The organism is Polymorphospora sp. A560, assembly GCF_045781765.1.
In the GTDB taxonomy this organism is placed as follows: domain Bacteria; phylum Actinomycetota; class Actinomycetes; order Mycobacteriales; family Micromonosporaceae; genus Polymorphospora; species Polymorphospora lycopeni.
Genome location: NZ_CP122282.1, coordinates 5639869 through 5656880, shown reverse-complemented (window position 1 = coordinate 5656880; position 17012 = coordinate 5639869). Strand labels below are relative to the sequence as shown.

The 17012-nt window shown below is 70.6% G+C and carries 9 protein-coding genes; 3 read left to right on the top strand and 6 right to left on the bottom strand.

Features of this window, described 5'->3' with window-relative positions; translation table 11 throughout:
- Positions 1–13 precede the first annotated feature (13 nt).
- From QCD66_RS25260 to QCD66_RS25235, 6 genes are all read right to left on the bottom strand, one after another.
- Positions 14–1273: a phosphotransferase family protein gene (locus tag QCD66_RS25260; protein WP_375735960.1), complete on the bottom strand. Its 1260-nt coding sequence runs from the start codon at positions 1271–1273 to the stop codon at positions 14–16.
- 75 nt (positions 1274–1348) lie between these two features.
- Positions 1349–2008, bottom strand: a complete 660-nt coding sequence (locus tag QCD66_RS25255; protein WP_375735959.1) for a response regulator transcription factor — start codon at positions 2006–2008, stop codon at positions 1349–1351.
- The gene (locus QCD66_RS25250) at positions 2005–3459 is read right to left on the bottom strand and encodes an ATP-binding protein (protein ID WP_375735958.1); all 1455 of its coding nucleotides are present in this window, start codon (positions 3457–3459) and stop codon (positions 2005–2007) included. Before QCD66_RS25250 ends, QCD66_RS25255 begins: the two co-directional genes overlap by 4 nt.
- Positions 3431–3745, bottom strand: coding sequence for a hypothetical protein (locus QCD66_RS25245; RefSeq protein WP_364214194.1), 315 nt, complete (start codon positions 3743–3745; stop codon positions 3431–3433). The genes QCD66_RS25250 and QCD66_RS25245 overlap by 29 nt, the downstream gene beginning before the upstream one ends.
- A 57-nt stretch (positions 3746–3802) precedes the next feature.
- Complete coding sequence (locus tag QCD66_RS25240) at positions 3803–5047, bottom strand: RNA polymerase sigma factor (protein WP_375735957.1); 1245 nt, start codon at positions 5045–5047, stop codon at positions 3803–3805.
- Positions 5044–5406, bottom strand: a complete 363-nt coding sequence (locus tag QCD66_RS25235) for a YciI family protein (RefSeq protein WP_375735956.1) — start codon at positions 5404–5406, stop codon at positions 5044–5046. The genes QCD66_RS25240 and QCD66_RS25235 overlap by 4 nt, the downstream gene beginning before the upstream one ends.
- A gap of 302 nt (positions 5407–5708) precedes the next feature.
- On the opposite strand from QCD66_RS25235, the gene QCD66_RS25230 reads away from it, so the two are divergent.
- The 3 genes from QCD66_RS25230 (at position 5709) to QCD66_RS25220 (ending at position 17008) form a co-directional block, all read left to right on the top strand.
- A complete protein-coding gene (locus QCD66_RS25230) occupies positions 5709–6173 on the top strand; it encodes a hypothetical protein (RefSeq protein WP_364214203.1) in 465 nt (154 codons plus the stop codon).
- Positions 6174–6284: 111 nt separating this feature from the next.
- Positions 6285–16217 carry a LamG-like jellyroll fold domain-containing protein gene (locus QCD66_RS25225; RefSeq protein WP_407566803.1) on the top strand — a complete coding sequence of 3311 codons (9933 nt, stop codon included), beginning with the start codon at positions 6285–6287 and terminating at the stop codon, positions 16215–16217.
- Positions 16217–17008, top strand: coding sequence for a polymorphic toxin-type HINT domain-containing protein (locus QCD66_RS25220; protein ID WP_407566802.1), 792 nt, complete (start codon positions 16217–16219; stop codon positions 17006–17008). Before QCD66_RS25225 ends, QCD66_RS25220 begins: the two co-directional genes overlap by 1 nt.
- The last annotated feature ends 4 nt before the right edge of the window (positions 17009–17012 follow it).

Here is a 17012-nt window from a genome sequence, read left to right as displayed (position 1 = left end):
TGAACAGCGCTGCTCACGTACCAGGGTTCGGGACCCGGATGAGGGGTTTCTGACCCGCCGGTGAGAGATCCCTCATCCGCCCCGGACCGGCACCGGTCCCGACCGCACGGGCACTGGCCAGCCAGCGTTCCGCGAGGTCCAACCGGCGCCGGGTGGTCGCCGGCCAGCCCGGCTCCTGCACCCGGTACGGCCCGGTGGCCAGCGAGAGCACCACCGCGGCGACCCGGTAGCGCAGGTCGGCGGGGTCCACCCGGCGGGCGAAGCTGGTCAGGTAGCGGGCGCCCAGGCGGTTGATCGCACCGGACCGCGCCTGGTCGATCTGGGCCAGCACCGACAGGTGCCCCAGCAGGCAGGCGAGGTCGTCGAGGCGGTCGCCCGGCCCCGCCGTGTCCACATCCAGCAGTCCACTGATCCGGCCGTGCAGGACGTGCAGCTGGCTCTCGTAGAAGTCGCCGTGGACCGGCACCGTCGGCCCGGTGCCCCCCTCGTTCCCGATCGCCTCCGCCAGTGCCGTACAACGCTCCGTCTCCGCCGGCAGCGCCGAGCCGACGACGGTGGCGTAGTGCCGCGCCCGCTCGCCCCACGACGTCCGGCGCGGCTGCCGGGTCAGCTCGGCCGGCAACCGGTCGAGCAGGTCCAGCACCTGCTCCCCGTCCGGCAGCGGAGCGTTGCGGCCACGCAGCACCTCCCGCAAAGTCCGCCCCGGCAGCGCGGCGAGGACCAGCAGCCCGTCGGGGGTGAAACCGAGACTCTGCGGCGCCGGCACCCCGGCGGCGGCGAGCAGGCGGTGCCGCTCGTGCAGGGCGGCGACCCGGGCCGGCCGGACCACCTTGACGAAGACCCGGCCCCGGTCGTTGACCGCCTCCAGGACGGCCCGTCGCCGTGGCCGGTAGGCGCGCACCGTCAGCCGCACCGGGCCGCCGCCCAGACCCAGGTCGGCCAGCGCCCCCGCGACGGCCTCCGGGTCGTACGCGGCGCTCAGGCCCGGAAGGTACGGGTCGTGGGGGAACCGCCACACCGCCAGCCGGGTGTCACCGTCGTCGAGCAGCAGGGTGCCCTCGGGCGGGGTACGGGTGCAGGCCGCGAACCGCTCCTCGGTCGTACGCCCGTCCGGCCACCGCACCCGGACCTGGTACGCGGCGGTGGCACCCCGGCCGGGCTGGTGCTCGACCTGACGCGTGCGCCAGGACAGGAGTTCGGCGCCGGCCCCGGCCAGGGCGGCCCGGAGGAACTCGCCCGCGTCGGGGCCGGTCAGCAGGTCGGGTCTGATCATGACCCTCAGGGTCCCGATCACGGCTGAGCGACCGGTGAGGCCGCCATGAGAGTCGTCTCATCCGGGCGGGACGGCTCAGAGGACGAGCCGGTACCCCATTCCCCGGACGGTGTGGATCACATCGCCGCCGAGTTTGCGCCGGAGATAGCCGACGTAGACGTCGACCACATTGGACCCCGGGTCGTGGCCGAGCCCCCAGACCCGGTCGAGGAGTTGCTCCCGGCTGAGCACCTGACCGGGGTGGCGCATCAGGGTCTCGGCGAGCAGGAACTCCCGGGCGGTCAGTTCCACGGCCCGGTCCCCGACGGTCACCGTACGACGGATCAGGTCGATCCGTACCCGCCCGGCGACCAGTTCGGTGGCGGCCGGCCGGCCCTGGTCACGCAACCGGGCCCGGACCCGGGCCAGCAACTCCTCGAAGCTGAACGGCTTGGTCATGTAGTCGTCCGCGCCCAGGTCCAGCCCGGTGACCCGGTCGGAGACCGCGTGCCGGGCGGTCAGCACGATCACCGGGATCCGTTCCCCGCGAGTGCGGAGCTGGGCCAACGCGGCCAGACCGTCCTGCCCGGGCAGACCGAGGTCGAGGATCATCAGGTCGAACGCGCCGTCGCGTACGTACGCGGCGGCGTCCGTGCCGTTCGTGACCACGGTGGTGACGTAGCCGGCGGCGCGCAACCCCTTCTCCAGGAACGAGGCGATCCGGGGCTCGTCCTCGGCGACGAGTATCCGGTTCATGCCCCGACCCCGGGCAGGACGAGGGTGAACGTGGAGCCGGCGCCCGGAATGCTGTCGACGGCGACCGTACCGCCGTGCGCCGCCGCGATCGCCGACACGATCGCCAGGCCCAGACCGGCGCCCTCCGCGCGTTGCCGGCCCGGCTCGGCCCGGGCGAACCGTTGGAAGATCCGCTCCCGGTCCTCCGGTGCGATGCCGATGCCGGTGTCCCGGACCGCCAGCAGGAGCCGGCCGTGCTCGGCCCGGGCGGACAGTTCGACACGGTCACCGGGGCCGGTGAACTGCACCGCGTTCTGCGCCAACTGCATGAGCGCCTGGGTGAGCCGCTGCCGGTCCGCCCGCAGGGTCACCTCGGCGACCGGGCCGAGCCGCCAGTCCCGCTCGCCGAGCGCGGCCGCCTTGGTGTAGACCTCGGCCATCATCAGGGCGATGGGCACCTCCTCGGGGCGCAGGAAGTCCGGCTGCTCGGCACGGGCCAGCATCAGCAGGTCGTCGACCATCCGGTTCATCCGGTCCAGTTCGTCGGTCACCAGCGCGACCGTCTCCCGCCGCTCGACCGGATCGTCGCCCATGAGCTCCAGATGCCCACGGACGATGGTGATCGGGGTACGCAACTCGTGCCCGGCGTCGCTGATGAACGCCCGCTGCGCGGCGAACGCCCCCTGAAGGCGGCCGAGCATGCCGTTGAACGTCCGGCCGAGATCCGCCACCTCGTCGGAGCCGGTGACGGCGATCCGCTGGGACAGGTCGGTCTCCTCGATGTCGCGGGCGGTCTCGGTCATCGACCGCAACGGGCGCAGCGCCCGCCCCATCGCCAGGTAGCCGCCGGCCGCCACCACCACGATCACCAGGGCACAGGCCAGGGCCATCGTCCGTACCGCCCGGTCGATCTCGGCCCGTGGCCCACCGCTGAACTGCGCGACGACGAAGTGCCCGCGTACGTCGTCGTCGATCTGGACCGGTACGGCCAGCCACCGGGCCCGGGCCGCCGGCCCGCCTTCGACCTCGCCGTAGGCGCTGGTGGTGAGCGCGACCCAGCGGGCCGTCAACGCCGTGTCGCGGGTGAGGTCGTACGGGGCGTCGGCCGAGGACCGGTAGAACGTCCCCTCCACGAAGATCAGCATGACCTCGCCCTCCTGCGGCTCGTTGCGCAGCAGGTAGGTGTCGGCGATGGCGCGCAGGTCGGCCCCGAACGGCTGTCCGGTCGCCGGGTTGAGGCCGGCGGCGAGCCGACGGAACTCGCTCACCTCCTGGCCCAGGTAGGCACCGGTCCGGTTCTCGAGCTGGTTGAGCAGCACCTGCCGGATCACCACCACGGAGCTGAGGCTGGCCACCGTGAGCAGGACCAGGGCCCAGCCCAGCAGCCGCGTACGCAGGCCGACGGTGGGCCGCCAGGATCGTCCGGCGGGCGGCCCGGCCAGCTCAGTCGTCGTCTCCGTCGTCGTCGTCATCGTCGGAGTCGTCGTCATCCTCACCGTCGTCGCCCGATCCACCGCCGGGCCGGGATCCGCCCCCGTCGTCGTCATCGTCGTCCCCTCCGGTGGCCGGCGGCACCTGCCCGGTGGGGTCCGGCTCCGCCTCGTCCGCCGTCCCCATCTCGGCGTTCTCCGTTACCGGTACCACGATGCGGATCTCCGGAACAGCCGCGGGAGGCAGCAGGGCCGGCAGCCCGACGCCGACGAACAGGGCGGCCAGTGCGGCCAGCCCCACCCCGGTGGCCACCTTCTGCGCACTCACCGGCAACAGGCTGGTGGATCGGGATGACCGCCGGATGAAGGCTTCATGAGAGTTCTCTCATGGTTCGAGCCGGGCGGCCCGGGTGGTCAGATGACGACGTTCGGGCAGGCTGGTGGCGAGCCGGGCGGCCGCCCGGTAGTCGGCGGCCGCGGCGGTCCGGTCACCGGCCAGCTCCCGCAGGTGGGCGCGGGTCGCGAGGAGGCGGTGGTGCCGGGCCAGCCGGGTGTCCGTGGCCAGCTCCGCGAGCAGGGCCAGACCGGCGGCGGCTCCGTGCACCATGGCGACGGCCACCGCCCGGTTGAGGGTGACCATCGGCCCCGGCGCGAGCCGCTCCAGCAGGTCGTACAGGGCGAGGATCTGCGGCCAGTCGGTCGCGTCGAGGGTCTCGGCCTCGTCGTGGAGCGCGGCGACGGCCGCCTGCACCTGGTACGGCCCGACCGGGCCGCGCGCCAGCGCCTCGCTCACCAGCGCCACCCCACGGTCGATCAGCTCGCGGTCCCAGGCGGCGCGGTCCTGCTCGGCCAGCGGCACCAGGGCGCCGTCCGGTGCCGTACGGGCCGGACGGCGGGCCTCGGTGAGCAGCATCAGCGCCAGCAGCCCGGCCACCTCGGCGTCGTACGGCAGCAACCGCCGTAGCCAGCTCGTGAGCCGGATCGCCTCGTCGGACAGCCGGGGCGTGGTCAGGTCCGGCCCGCCCGTCGCCGTGTAGCCCTCGTTGAACAGCAGGTACAGCACGTGCAGGACGGCGGCCAGCCGCGCCGCGCGGTCCGGCCCGGACGGCATCGCGAACGTGCCGCCGTTGGCCCGGATGGTCTGCTTCGCCCGGCTGATCCGCTGGGCCATCGTCGGCTCCGGCACCAGGAACGCGGCCGCGATCTGCGCGGTCGTCAGGCCGCCGACCGCGCGCAGCGTCAGCGCGATCTGACTGGGCGGCGACAGCGCCGGATGGCAGCACAGGAACAGCAGCTTCAGCGAGTCGTCCCGGTCGGCGTCCCGATCCGCGTCCGCCGGCCGGCCCAGCAACTCCGACTGCGGCGTCGCCGCCACGACCGCGTCCTCGCGGCCCCGCCGGGACCGGTCGGCGCGTACCTCGTCGAGCAGCCGGTGCGCGGCGACCGTGACCAGCCAACCGCGCGGATTCTCCGGTACGCCCTCGGCCGGCCACCGCAGCGCGGCGCGGATCAGGGCCTCCTGGGTCGCGTCCTCGCACCGGTCGAACTGCCCGTAGCGGCGGACCAGCGCGCCGAGGACCTGCGGCGCCAGGTCGCGCAGCAGGCCCTCGACCCCCCGATCGGCGGTCACAGGTCGGCGGGTGCCTCGTGCAGGACCGGCCACACCTCGACCGGCTCGAGGTGGGCCCACGGCATGTCCGCCGCGATCTCGTACGCCCGCTGCTCGCTCTCGCAGTCCAGCAGGTAGAAGCTCGCCATGTACTCCTTGGTCTCCAGGTAGGGGCCGTCGGTGACCGCGGGCGCGCCGTCGGCCCGCCGGACCAGCTTCGCCGCCGCGGCGTCGGCCAGCCCATACGCGCCGATCAGCTCACCGGTCTGCTGGTACTTCCGGTTGAACGCGTCCTGCTTGGCGATCTCCTCCGGCCACGACTCGGCCGGGATCGAGTCCCACTTCTCCTGGTTGCCGTAGATCATCAGCAGGTACTTCATGGTTCGCTCCTTGGTCGTGAGCGCCGCGGCCGGCGCGCTGTCACCTGGTGAACGGTGCCGGCCAGCCGTCCTCGACATCCTCGCCGGAAAATTCTCCGCCGGGTCCCCGACGGCCCACCGCCGCGCGCCCGGGTGCGCCGACCGGGGCGGTCGACGGCGGCTGGATCGGTCCGCCGGCCGGTAGGGTGCTGGCCGTGCTGGGTGGTGGAGTGGGTCGCGGTGCGCGGATCGCCGCGAAGACGAAGAGTCGTACGTCGCCGGCCGGGCCTTGGCGCCGGCCGCCACGCCGGGTGGTGGTCGCGTTGTCGGTCGCGCTGGTCGTGGCCGTGGGTGCCCTGCTGACCTGGGTGTTGTGGCCGGAACCCGAATCGGAGCCACGGGCGCGGGAGTACCGCGACGTCACCGCCTGCCTGCTGACCGGTGCGTCCGGGGTGCAGAGCCCGGAGGCGGCGCCGATCTGGTCGGGGATGCAGGACGCATCCGTGGAGACTCTTGTCAAGGTCCAGTTCCTCGAGGTGGACGGTCCACAGACGGCGGAGAACGCGGGAACTTTTCTGGCGAGTTTGGCGCAGAGTCGATGCGACACGGTGATCACGGTCGGTGACGCGCCCGTTGCTGCTTTGCAGTCTATTGCCCCGAGATTCCCGAATGTGCGATTCGTGGGGATCGGGGGCGGTGCATCCCTCGACAACGTGTCCGTTGTGGAAGCCGGTGCACCAGATGATCTCCGAAGTGTGATTCGGCGACTGGTCACGGAAATGGCATGAGGTGACCCCGGAGCGCATAACTGGCGTCCCGTATTTTGAGAAAACGGGACTTGTGCCGCTCTCGATCTTCCCGAAGACTCCCCGCGGGTCTTCGACAAAAGGGGAGTCTTCGTGGCGCGTTGGGGTGGGCGTGCGCTGCGGCGGGGCGCGCTGATCGTCGCTGTGGTCTTCGGTCTGACGGTGGCGGTGCCACCCGGTGCGGTCCCCGCCGGGGGATCGTTCCCGACGTCGTGGCTGTCCTGGTTCGCGCAACGTCCCTCCTGGGCCGACGGCGCACGGGCGTTCCTCGGGATGCCGGTGCAGAGGCAGGGCGACCCGACCCCGCCCGACCACTACGTGTCGGCGGATGCCACCCGGGCCGCCGGAGGCGCCGGCCGGGTGCCCGCCCCGGCGCCCGGAACGCTGGCGCCGTACACGCCGCACGAGGTGGACAGCGCTCCGGAAACCACGCCCAGCACCGAGAGCCGCTTCGACCCGAAGACCAGCAGGCGGCAGGCGGCACAGTCGACTGCCCGATCCGACGTCTTCCGCAACGCCGACGGCTCGATCACCCGCCGGACCTACACCGACCCGGTCAACTACCGGGCCGCCGACGGCACCTGGCAGCCCATCGACTCGACGCTGGTCGAACGGGCCGACGGTCGTCTTCACGTCAAGGCCAACAGCGTCGGCATCGCCATGGCGGGAGAACCAGGCCGAGCATCCGCACGCGGCGGCGCGTCGGACGGTGCGGACCAGGGGGCCGAGCTGGCCTCGCTGACCCTCCCGTCCGGTGAAGTACTGGCGTGGAGCCTGCAGGGCGCGACGATCGGTGAACCAGAGGTAGCCGGCGGCACCGCGCTGTACCGCGACGTGTTGCCGTACACCGACGTGGAACTGAGCGCCATCCCGTCCGGGATCAAGGAGACGCTCGTCCTGAGGTCGTCCGCCGCCGGCTCGTCGTGGGTGTTCCCGCTTCGGCTGGAGGGGCTCACCGCCCAGCTCGACTCCCAGGGATCGGTCGAGTTGCGCAACGCCGAAGGCGCGGTGGTTGCCTGGATCCCCACCGGGTGGATGGAGGACTCCCGGGTCGACCCGCAGTCCGGCGCACCCGCGCAGGGGCCGGTCCACTACGAATTGACCACGGTAGACGGTGAACCCGCGCTGCGGGTGGTCGCCGACGCCGCCTGGCTGAACCATCCCGACCGCGTCTACCCGGTCCGGGTCGACCCGACCGCGCACACCGACACCACCGGCGACGTCTACATCGACAACGACCCCAACACGACGAACCAGAACGGGGACAACCTGCCGGTCGGCACCTACAACGGTGGGACGGTCAAGGCCCGGTCGTTCATCCACTTCGACGACTACCGCGATGACGGCTTCAACGGCCTGCGGATCACCGGTGTGCGGATCTGGCTGTACCAGACGTGGGCCTACAGTTGCACCCAGTTCCTGCCGTTCTACGTGCACCGGGTCACCGGGCCGTGGACCGTCGCCGGCCTGACCAACGCCGGGCTGGCCTCCACACCGGCGATGACCGACCCGATCGGCCAGGTGACGGTCAACGACCACGGGCCGTCGTGCACCAACACCAGCGGCAACCGCAGCGTCGGCAAGTGGGTCCGGGCGGTGCTCAACCCGGCCACCTTCAACGACTGGGGCACCGGCGGGGCGAACCACGGCCTGGCCCTGACCGCCTCCGAGACCAACTCCAACGCCTGGAAGCGGTTCACCTCCGCGAACTACTCCAGCGGCGCCTACATGCCCTACCTGGAGCTGGACTACACCTACAACCACGCGCCCCAGGTCGACGTCCGCTACCCGGGCAACAACGCGGTGTTGCAGACTCTCACCCCCGAACTGGTCGCCCGCGTGCACGACCCCGACAAGTGGCCGAACAAGGGGTTCCGTTACCACTTCGTGGTCTTCGACGGCAGCACCGGCGCCCAGGTCGCCAACTCCGGCTGGGTCGGCAGCCAGGCGTGGCGGATCCCGGCCGGAAGCCTGGCCTGGAACAAGAAATACCTCTACACCGTCCAGGTCAACGACAAGGCGAGTAACAGCACCATCTACCCGGCGCTGGCGTTCAGCACCCGGGTCCCGCAACCGCTGGTGACCTCCGCCCTGGCGCAGAACGCCGGCAAGGGATTCGACCCGAGCATCGGCAACTACACCACGTCGGCGACGGACGCGAGCATCGCGACCGTCGGCCCGTCGCTGTCGATCACCCGTAGCTACAACAGCCTCGACACCCGCCGGGCGAACGCCTTCGGCGCCGGTTGGTCCAGCGTGGTCGACGTACGGGTGACCGAGGTGAAGGACGCCGCCAACAGTGTGCAGTCGGTCCTGGTCAGATACCCGACCGGGCAGGAGGTGCCGTTCGGCCGCAACGCGGACGGCAGCTTCACCCCGCAGCCGGGCCGGTTCGCGACGTTGAAGGAGGTCCGCGACAGCGGCGGCACCCTGACCGGCTACACACTCACCGACAAGGACGCCACCGTCTACACGTTCGGGCAGCCGAGCGGCGCCGGGGCCTTCGCCGTCACGTCCATCGCCGACGCCAACGGCCGGGCACTGTCCCTCACCTACGACGGCTCCGGGCGGGCGACGAAGCTGACCTCGGCGTCCGGACGGTCGCTGAACCTCACCTGGACGGCGCCGGCCGGATCGGCGCACCCGCACGTCTCGACCGTCACGACCGACCCGGTGGTGCCGGGCGACCCCACGAAGGTCACCACCTGGCAGTACACCTACGGCACCGAGGACCGGCTGGCGTCCGTCTGCCCGCCGACCGGTTCGACCGAGTGCACCACCTACACCTCCGACACCACGTCGCAGTACGCCAACACCGTCCTCAACAGCGGGCCGAGTTCGTACTGGCGCTTCGAGGAGGCGACCGGGGCGACGGTGGCCGCCAGCCGGGTGCTGAGCAATGCCGGCGCCGACAACGCCGGATACACCAACGTGACCCTGGGGCAGGCCAACGGACTGCCGGGCTCGACCGCGACCGCCGCTGCCTTCGACGGCACGACCTCCTCGGTCCAGTTGCCCGGCAACCTGATCAGCGACGGCGAGTACCAGTCGGTCGCGATGAGGTTCAAGACCACCGGCACCGACGGGGTCCTGTTCAGCTACAGCCGGGACCCGATCACCAACAGCACGACCGCGGGCAACTACGTACCGGCACTGTACATCGGCAGCGACGGCAAGCTGCGCGGCCAGTTCTGGCAGGGGGCCGCCACCCCCATCGTGTCACCCGGCGCGGTCAACGACGGCCAGTGGCACCAGGTGGTGCTCGCCGGCGCCGGCACCACGCAGACGCTGTACCTCGACGGGGTGGCGGTCGGCACCCTTGCCGGACCGATCGCCGAGTCGGCCGACGGCGGCGCCAACAGCGTCTACGTCGGCGCCGGATTCGTCGGCGGCACCTGGCCGAACCACGCCCGCTCGAACCAGGCGGCCGGGGTCGCCCGATTCAACGGCACCATCTCCGACGTCGCGTTCTTCAACCAGACGCTGACCCCCGCCAACGTGGCCGCCATCCAGCAGGCCGGCACCACCGCCCACCACGTGCTGAACGGGATCGTCCGCCCGTCCGGCGGGATCACCGCGCAGGTCGCGTACGACAAGGCCACCGGCAAGGTCGCGTCCGTGACCGACGAGAACGGCGGCACCTGGACCATGGGTACGCCGACCGTCAGCGGCAGCAGCGACGTCTACCGGGCCGCCGTCCTGGGCTCGAAGCCGACCCAGTACTGGCGGTTCGGCGAGGTCGGCGTCAGCGACGCGGTCAACGAGGTCCGGGGCGGCACCGCCACCTACAACAACGTCACGCTGGGCGTCGACGGGCCGTTCGCCGACAGCAAGGCCGCCTCGTTCAACGGCACCTCGTCGTACGTGACCCTGCCGGAGACCGCCGTACCGACGACCGGCCCGAACTCGGTCGAGATGTGGTTCAAGATGCCGTCGGGCAACAACGTCGGCGGCGTCCTGTTCGGCTACCAGGGCATGCCGATGGACAACATCCCCGGCACCGGCGGCTGGGTTCCCGCCCTGTACGTCGGCACCGACGGCAAGCTGCGGGGCACCTTCAACCACGCGACGTCCGATCCACCGGTGACCTCCGCCGGTAGCGTCAACGACGGCAAATGGCACCACGTCGTACTCAGTGCCGGAGGCAGCACCCAGTCGGTGTACCTCGACGGTGTTCTCGTCGGCACGATGAACCGACCGATGGTCGACTTCGGCGCGACCTACGCCTACGTCGGCGCCGGAAAGTGGCAGGGATCCTGGCCGAACCACGGCACGTCGTCCGCCGGCTACTGGCCGGGTTCGATCGCCGAGGTCGCCTTCTACCACAGCCAGCTCTCCGCAGCCCAGGTCGGGGCGCACTTCGAGGCGTCGAAGCAGACCGCCCCGGTCGCGCTCACCATGGTCTCCGGCGTCGCCACGGCGATCCCGATGCCGGTGTCGACCGTCGAGGTCACCGGCCCCACCGGGGAGAAGACGTCCTACAGCTACGACGTCGTCAACGGAAACCGGATCATCGCCCAGTCCGACGCGCTCGGCAACGTGACCCGCTACGGCTACGACGTCGGCGGCTTCGGCAACCTCGTCTACGACCCGCGCGGCGTGTGGACGCAGACCCTGCAGGACGTACGGGGCAACACCCGGCAGTCGATCACCTGCCAGGACCAGGCCGCCAACCGGTGCTCGTCGGTCTACTTCACCTACTATCCCGACGCGACGTCGACGACGCTGACCCCGGACGCCCGCAACGACCTGCTGCTCACCGTCCGCGACGGAAGGTCTGCGTCGGCGACCGACAACACCTACCTGACCACGTTCGGCTACGACGCCAAGGGCAACCGGACCACGGTCACCGACTCGCTCGCCCGGGTCACCACCACGGCGTACACCGACGGCACCACCGTCGCCGCCCACGACGGCGGGTTCGCGCCCGCCGGCCTGCCCAGGACGGCGACCACCCCGGCCGGCACCGCCCAGTCCGTCGTCTACTACGCCAGCGGTGACGTCGCCGAGGTGACCGAACCGGCCGGCAAGGTCATCCGCTACACGTACGACGGTCTCGGCCGGACGCTCACCGAAACCGAGATCACCGACACGTTCCCGGCCGGCCTGACCACCACGTACACCTACGACGCGCTCGGCCGGATGGTCACCGAGACCGAACCCGCCGTCACCAACCGGGTCACCGGCGCCGTGCACACCGCGCGGACCACCCTCGGGTACGACGTCGACGGCAACGTCGTCGAACGGACCACCGCCGACACCACCGGCGGCGACGCGGCGCGCACCGAGACGTACACGTACAACACGCACGGGCAGGAGACGACGTACACCAGCGCGGCCGGCGCCACCACCACCTTCGAGTACGACCCGCACGGCCGGATCGTCGAGGAGATCGAACCCGACGACGGCGTCACCCGCAACACCTACGACGCCGCGGGCAACCTGCTGACCACGAAGATCGTCGGCTTCACCGGTGACCCGAACGACCCCGACCCGGCCCAGGACCTGACGGTCGCCACCAACGCCTACGACCCGGCCGGCCGGCTCGCCTCGGAAACCGACGCGATGGGCTGGACCACCGAATACACGTACACCGACAACGGCCTGCCGGCACGGACCACCAGAACCGACGGCACCAGCACCTTCGTGGTCGAGCAGAACACCTACGACGCGGCCGGCAACGTGGTCAGGCGGGTCACCAACAACGGCGCCACCACCGTCGACTTCACCATCGACGCCGCCGGCCGGGAGGTCTCCTCGACCGTCGACCCGACCGGGCTGAACCGCACCACCACCCGCACCTACGACCGCAACGACAACGTCGTCTCCACCCGCATGTCCCGGGCCGGAACGACGCTCGGCATCACCGACGCCGCGTACGACCCGATGGGACGCCTCGTCTCGCAGGCCACGTACACCTCGACGAGCGCGGCGCCGACCGGACGCTGGCGGCTCGACGAGACCACCGGCGGCAAGGCCGGCGACTCCGCCGGCGGCAACACCCTGAGCGGCGACGCCGCGGTGGCCTGGTCGAGTGAACGCGGTGGTGCCGTCTCGCTCAACGGCGGCAACGCACTCTTCGCCGCCGGACCATCCGTCGACACGACCGCCAGCTACACCGTGGCCGGGTGGGTGAAGTTGGCCTCCGCCACCGCCACCGCCACCGCGGTCAGTCAGGAGGGGAACCGCACCAGCGGGTTCTTCCTGCAGTACTACCGAGCTGCCGATCGCTGGGCGCTGTCCGCCTCCACGACCGACACGAACACACCGGCGGCGGTGCGCGCCCTGTCCACGACGGCGCCGCAAACCAACACCTGGACGCACCTCACCGGTGTCTACGACGCGACCGCCGGCGAACTGCGCCTCTACGTCAACGGCACCCTGGAGGGATCCACCCCGAAACCGTCGTCGTGGCCGTCAACAGGTGCGTTCGCCGTCGGCAGGTCCAAGCACAACGGCGTGCTGGGAGACCGGTGGCCCGGTCTGATCAGCGACGTGCAGACGTACGGCAAGGCGTTCAACGGCACCGAGGTGACCGCGCTCTACAACGGCACCGCGCCCGCCGCCGGCGCCGGCACCATCCGCACCACGTACGGCCTGGACCAGGACGGCAACCCGGTCGCGGTCACCGACCCGAACGGCAACACCACCTACCACTCGTACGACGAGGCCGGCCGCGCGGTGAAGACCACCGCCCCGCCGGTCCTGGCCGAGGTCCACGGGCAGCCCGCCACGCTCGCCAACGCCATCTCCTGGGTCGGCTACAACACCTTCGGCGAGATCACCGACACCAAGGACCCGAACGGCAACTGGGGGGTCACCGGCTACGACGCCGCCGGGCGGGTGGTGTCGGAGACGCTGCCGAGTTACACCGCCCCCGGTTCGTCGACGCCCGTCGTCGCGCAGGCCACCCGCAGCTACGACGTGATGGGGCAGCTCACCTCGGCCACCGACCCGCTGGGTAAGACCACCAGCTACGTCTACGACCAGATGGGCCGGGTCGCGAAGGTGACCGCCCCCAACGACGGCGAGACGACCTACACCTACGACCACGTCGGCGACCTGCTGTCGCAGACCGACCCGACCGGTGCGGTCACCTCGTCGACGTACGACTACCTCGGCCGCCAGCTCACCACGACCCAGGTGGTCCGGCAGACCGGCACCAACCACACCACCACCTACGCGTACGGCACCAACGGCTGGCTGTCGCAGGTGACGTCGCCGACCGGCGTCACCAGCTCCACCACCTACAACGCGATCGGTGAGCGGCTCACCACCACCGACGGCGCCAACCAGACCACCACCTACACCTACGACGGCGCCGGCCGGCAGACCCGCACGACGCTGCCGGACGGCACGTACACCAGCGTCACCCACGACCTCGCCGGCCGGCCGTTGGAGACGAGGGCGCACAACGCGGCCGGCACGGTCCTGTCGACGCAGAGCAGCGAGTTCGACAAGAACGGCAACGTCGTCGCCGCGACCGACGCCAAGGGCACCACCATCTCCTTCGAGTACGACGCCACCGGCATGCTGGTCCGGGAGATCCAACCGATCTCCGGGTCGGACGACATCCAGACGACGTTCGGCTACGACCTGGCCGGCAACCGGACCCGGTTCACCGACGGCCGCGGCAACGCCTTCTTCACCACGTACAACTCGTGGAACCTGCCGGAGTGGCAGGTCGAGCCGGCGACGACCGCGCACCCGTCGACGGCGGACCGCACCTTCGTCACCGCGTACGACGCCGCCGGCCGGCCGGTCACCCAGACCTCGCCGGGCGGGGTCACGGTCACCAACACCTACGACGACCTCGGGCTGCTGACCGCCCAGGTCGGGGCCGGGGCCGAGGCGACGACCGAGGACCGCGAGTTCGGCTACGACGTCGCCGGCCGGATGACGTCGTTCTCCGCACCCGCCGGCACGAACAACATCACCTACGACGACCGCGGCCTGCCACTGACCATCACCGGTCCGGTGGGCAACGCCACCTACACCTACACCGCCGACAGCCGGCTCGCCTCCCGGGCCGACGCCGCCGGAACGACCTCGTTCACCTACGACGGCGCGGGCCGGCTGTCGACGGTCAACAACCCGACCGCCGGGGTCGCGCTGACGAACACGTACAACGCGCTGTCCCAGGTCTCGAAGATCACGTACGGCTCGTCGGGCAACTCCCGCAACTTCACCTTCGACGCCCGGCACCGCCCGGTCACGGACGAGTTGAAGACCCCGTCCGGCACCTCGATCGCCAAGGTCGAGTACGGGTGGGACGCCAACGACAACATCGTCTCGAAGACGACGACCGGGTTCACCGGAGCGGCGACGAACACGTACACCTACGACCTCGCCGACCGGCTGACGTCGTGGAACGACGGCACCACCACCACGGTGTACGCGTACGACAAGGCCGGCAACCGGGTGCAGAACGGCTCGCGGCTGTTCACGTACGACCAGCGGAACCGGCTGCTCACCGCGGCCGGGGACAGCTACTCGTACACCCCGCGCGGAACGCTCGCGACGGTGTCCGGCGGGTCGGGCACGCGTACCACGAGCACCGACGCGTTCGGCCAGGTACGGGCTCAGCAGGCCGGTGGCACGACCCAGTCGTACGACTACGACGCCTTCGGCCGGGTGCTGCGCTCCGGGTTCGCGTACGCCGGACTCGGCAACGACCTGGCGGCCGACGGCGGTGCCACGTACGTCCGCGACCCGGCCGGCGACCTGATCGGCACGCAGGCCGGCGGCACCCAACGCCTGGTGTGGACGGACCTGCACACCGACGTCATCGCCCAGTTCACCGCGACCGGCACCACCCTGTCCGGGTCGACGACCTACGACCCGCTCGGCACCGTCGTGTCGTCGGCCGGGCAGGTCGGCTCGCTCGGCTACCAGTCGGAGTGGACCGACACCACGACCGACCGCGTCAACATGTGGGCGCGGTGGTACAACACCGACACCGGCCAGTTCGACACCCGCGACTCGGCCAACGTCAGCCCGGTGCCGGCGTCCATCGCGGCGAACCGCTACCAGTACGGCGACGGCAACCCGCTGACGACCACGGACCCGACCGGCCACTGGGGCAACCCGATCAAGGCCTTCAAGAAGGCCGTGAAGGCCACCGTCAGCCGGGTGACGACGTACGTCTCCTCGGCCTACCGGGCGGTCACCACCTACGTCTCGCAGAAGGTCCAGGCGGTCGCCCGGGTCGCCGCGACCGTGGTCAACAACGTCAAGAAGGCCGCGACCAAGGTGGCGAAGACGGTTAAGAAAGCCGTCGACACCGGCCGCAAATACGTGGCCCAGAAGTACCAGGCGGTGAAGAAACAGGCGACCAAGGCCTACAACGCCGTCAAGCAGGCCCACCAGAAGGTCGTGGCGAAAGCGACCCGGGTGGTCAAGAAAACCGTCGCCGCCGTCTCCGACGGGGTGAACGCCGCAACAAAGTGGGTCAAAGAAAACAAGGACATGATCATCGAGGTCGCCGCCATCGGTGGGGCGATCCTGGCCGGCCTCGCCTGCACGGCGGTGACCGCCGGCGTGGGTGCCGTCGCCTGCATGGTCGGCGCCGGCGCGGTGATCAACCTGGCCAAGGACGCCGCCCAGGGCGACATCCACTCCATCGGTGACGCCCTCGGCTCCATGGCCACCGGCGCGCTGTCCGGCCTGGCCGGCGGTGCCGGCGGCATGATCGCCGGCAAGGTCGCCGCCGCCGTCGGTTCCAGGATCGGCAACAGCGTCCTCGGCCGGCTGGCCACCGAGGCCGTCGAGAACGGCATCTCGGACGCCTTCGACCAGGTCCTGACCACCGGCCGCTTCGACCCCAAGGCGATGCTCGCCGGCATGATTCCCGGCCTGGGCGGTGCGAACCGCAAGGCCGGCGCCAACCCGACCCCGGTCCGGGGCGGCACCACCAGCGGAAGCGGGGTGGCGGCCCACCGGCCGCCACCAGGTCAAACGACAGCGGCAGTGGTGGCCGTTGCGCGGTTCCGCAACACAGCTTCGACCCGTCGACCAAGGTGTTGATGGCCGATGGCACGACCCGTCCTATCGAGGACGTCAACATCGGCGATGAGGTCCTAGCCACCGATCCTGAAACCGGCATCACCCTCGCCAAGCCCGTCACTCAGCTTCACCGCAACACCGACCACGAACTCACCGACCTCACCGTCGAGACCGAGGACGGTGAGAGCAGCGTCCTCAAGACCACCCAGAACCACCCGTTCTGGGATGGCGATGGCGGTGAGTGGGTGGACGCGGCTGAGCTGAAGGCCGAGACTCGACTCGCCACCATCGGCAGTGGTAACACCAACCCCACGGTCGCGGCGGTAGCCAACCACCTTGGCGCCGAAGAGATGCGTGACCTCACCGTCGCCGACACCCACACGTACTATGTGATAGCCGGCGACGCGCCGGTACTCGTCCACAACAACAACAAGAAGCCTGACTGTGGGCGCAAGGTCTACCGACAGTTGAGCTATGAGGATCGTGAACGATTCGACAACGGCGAGGGCCTGCAGCCTCGTGGTACCACTGGGTCCATAGTCGACCATATCTTGAATCGCCCGACCAAACACATCTCCGCATCGGTGACCCAGAATGCGACCGAACGGTTCGCCTCAGGTCAGGGGCTGGTCGAAGTCGATATCGACAAGGCAATTGCAGGCGGAGCCAAATTTGTTGATCATAATAATGTCATGCAAGCCGCCACAAGAAGCGGCAACTCACGCGTAGTTCGCGATGCGCGGCGCGCGGAGGAGGTTCTGTTCATAGGGGTGATCCCATATGATGCGATGACCCTCGTGCGAGGCGGATAGGAGT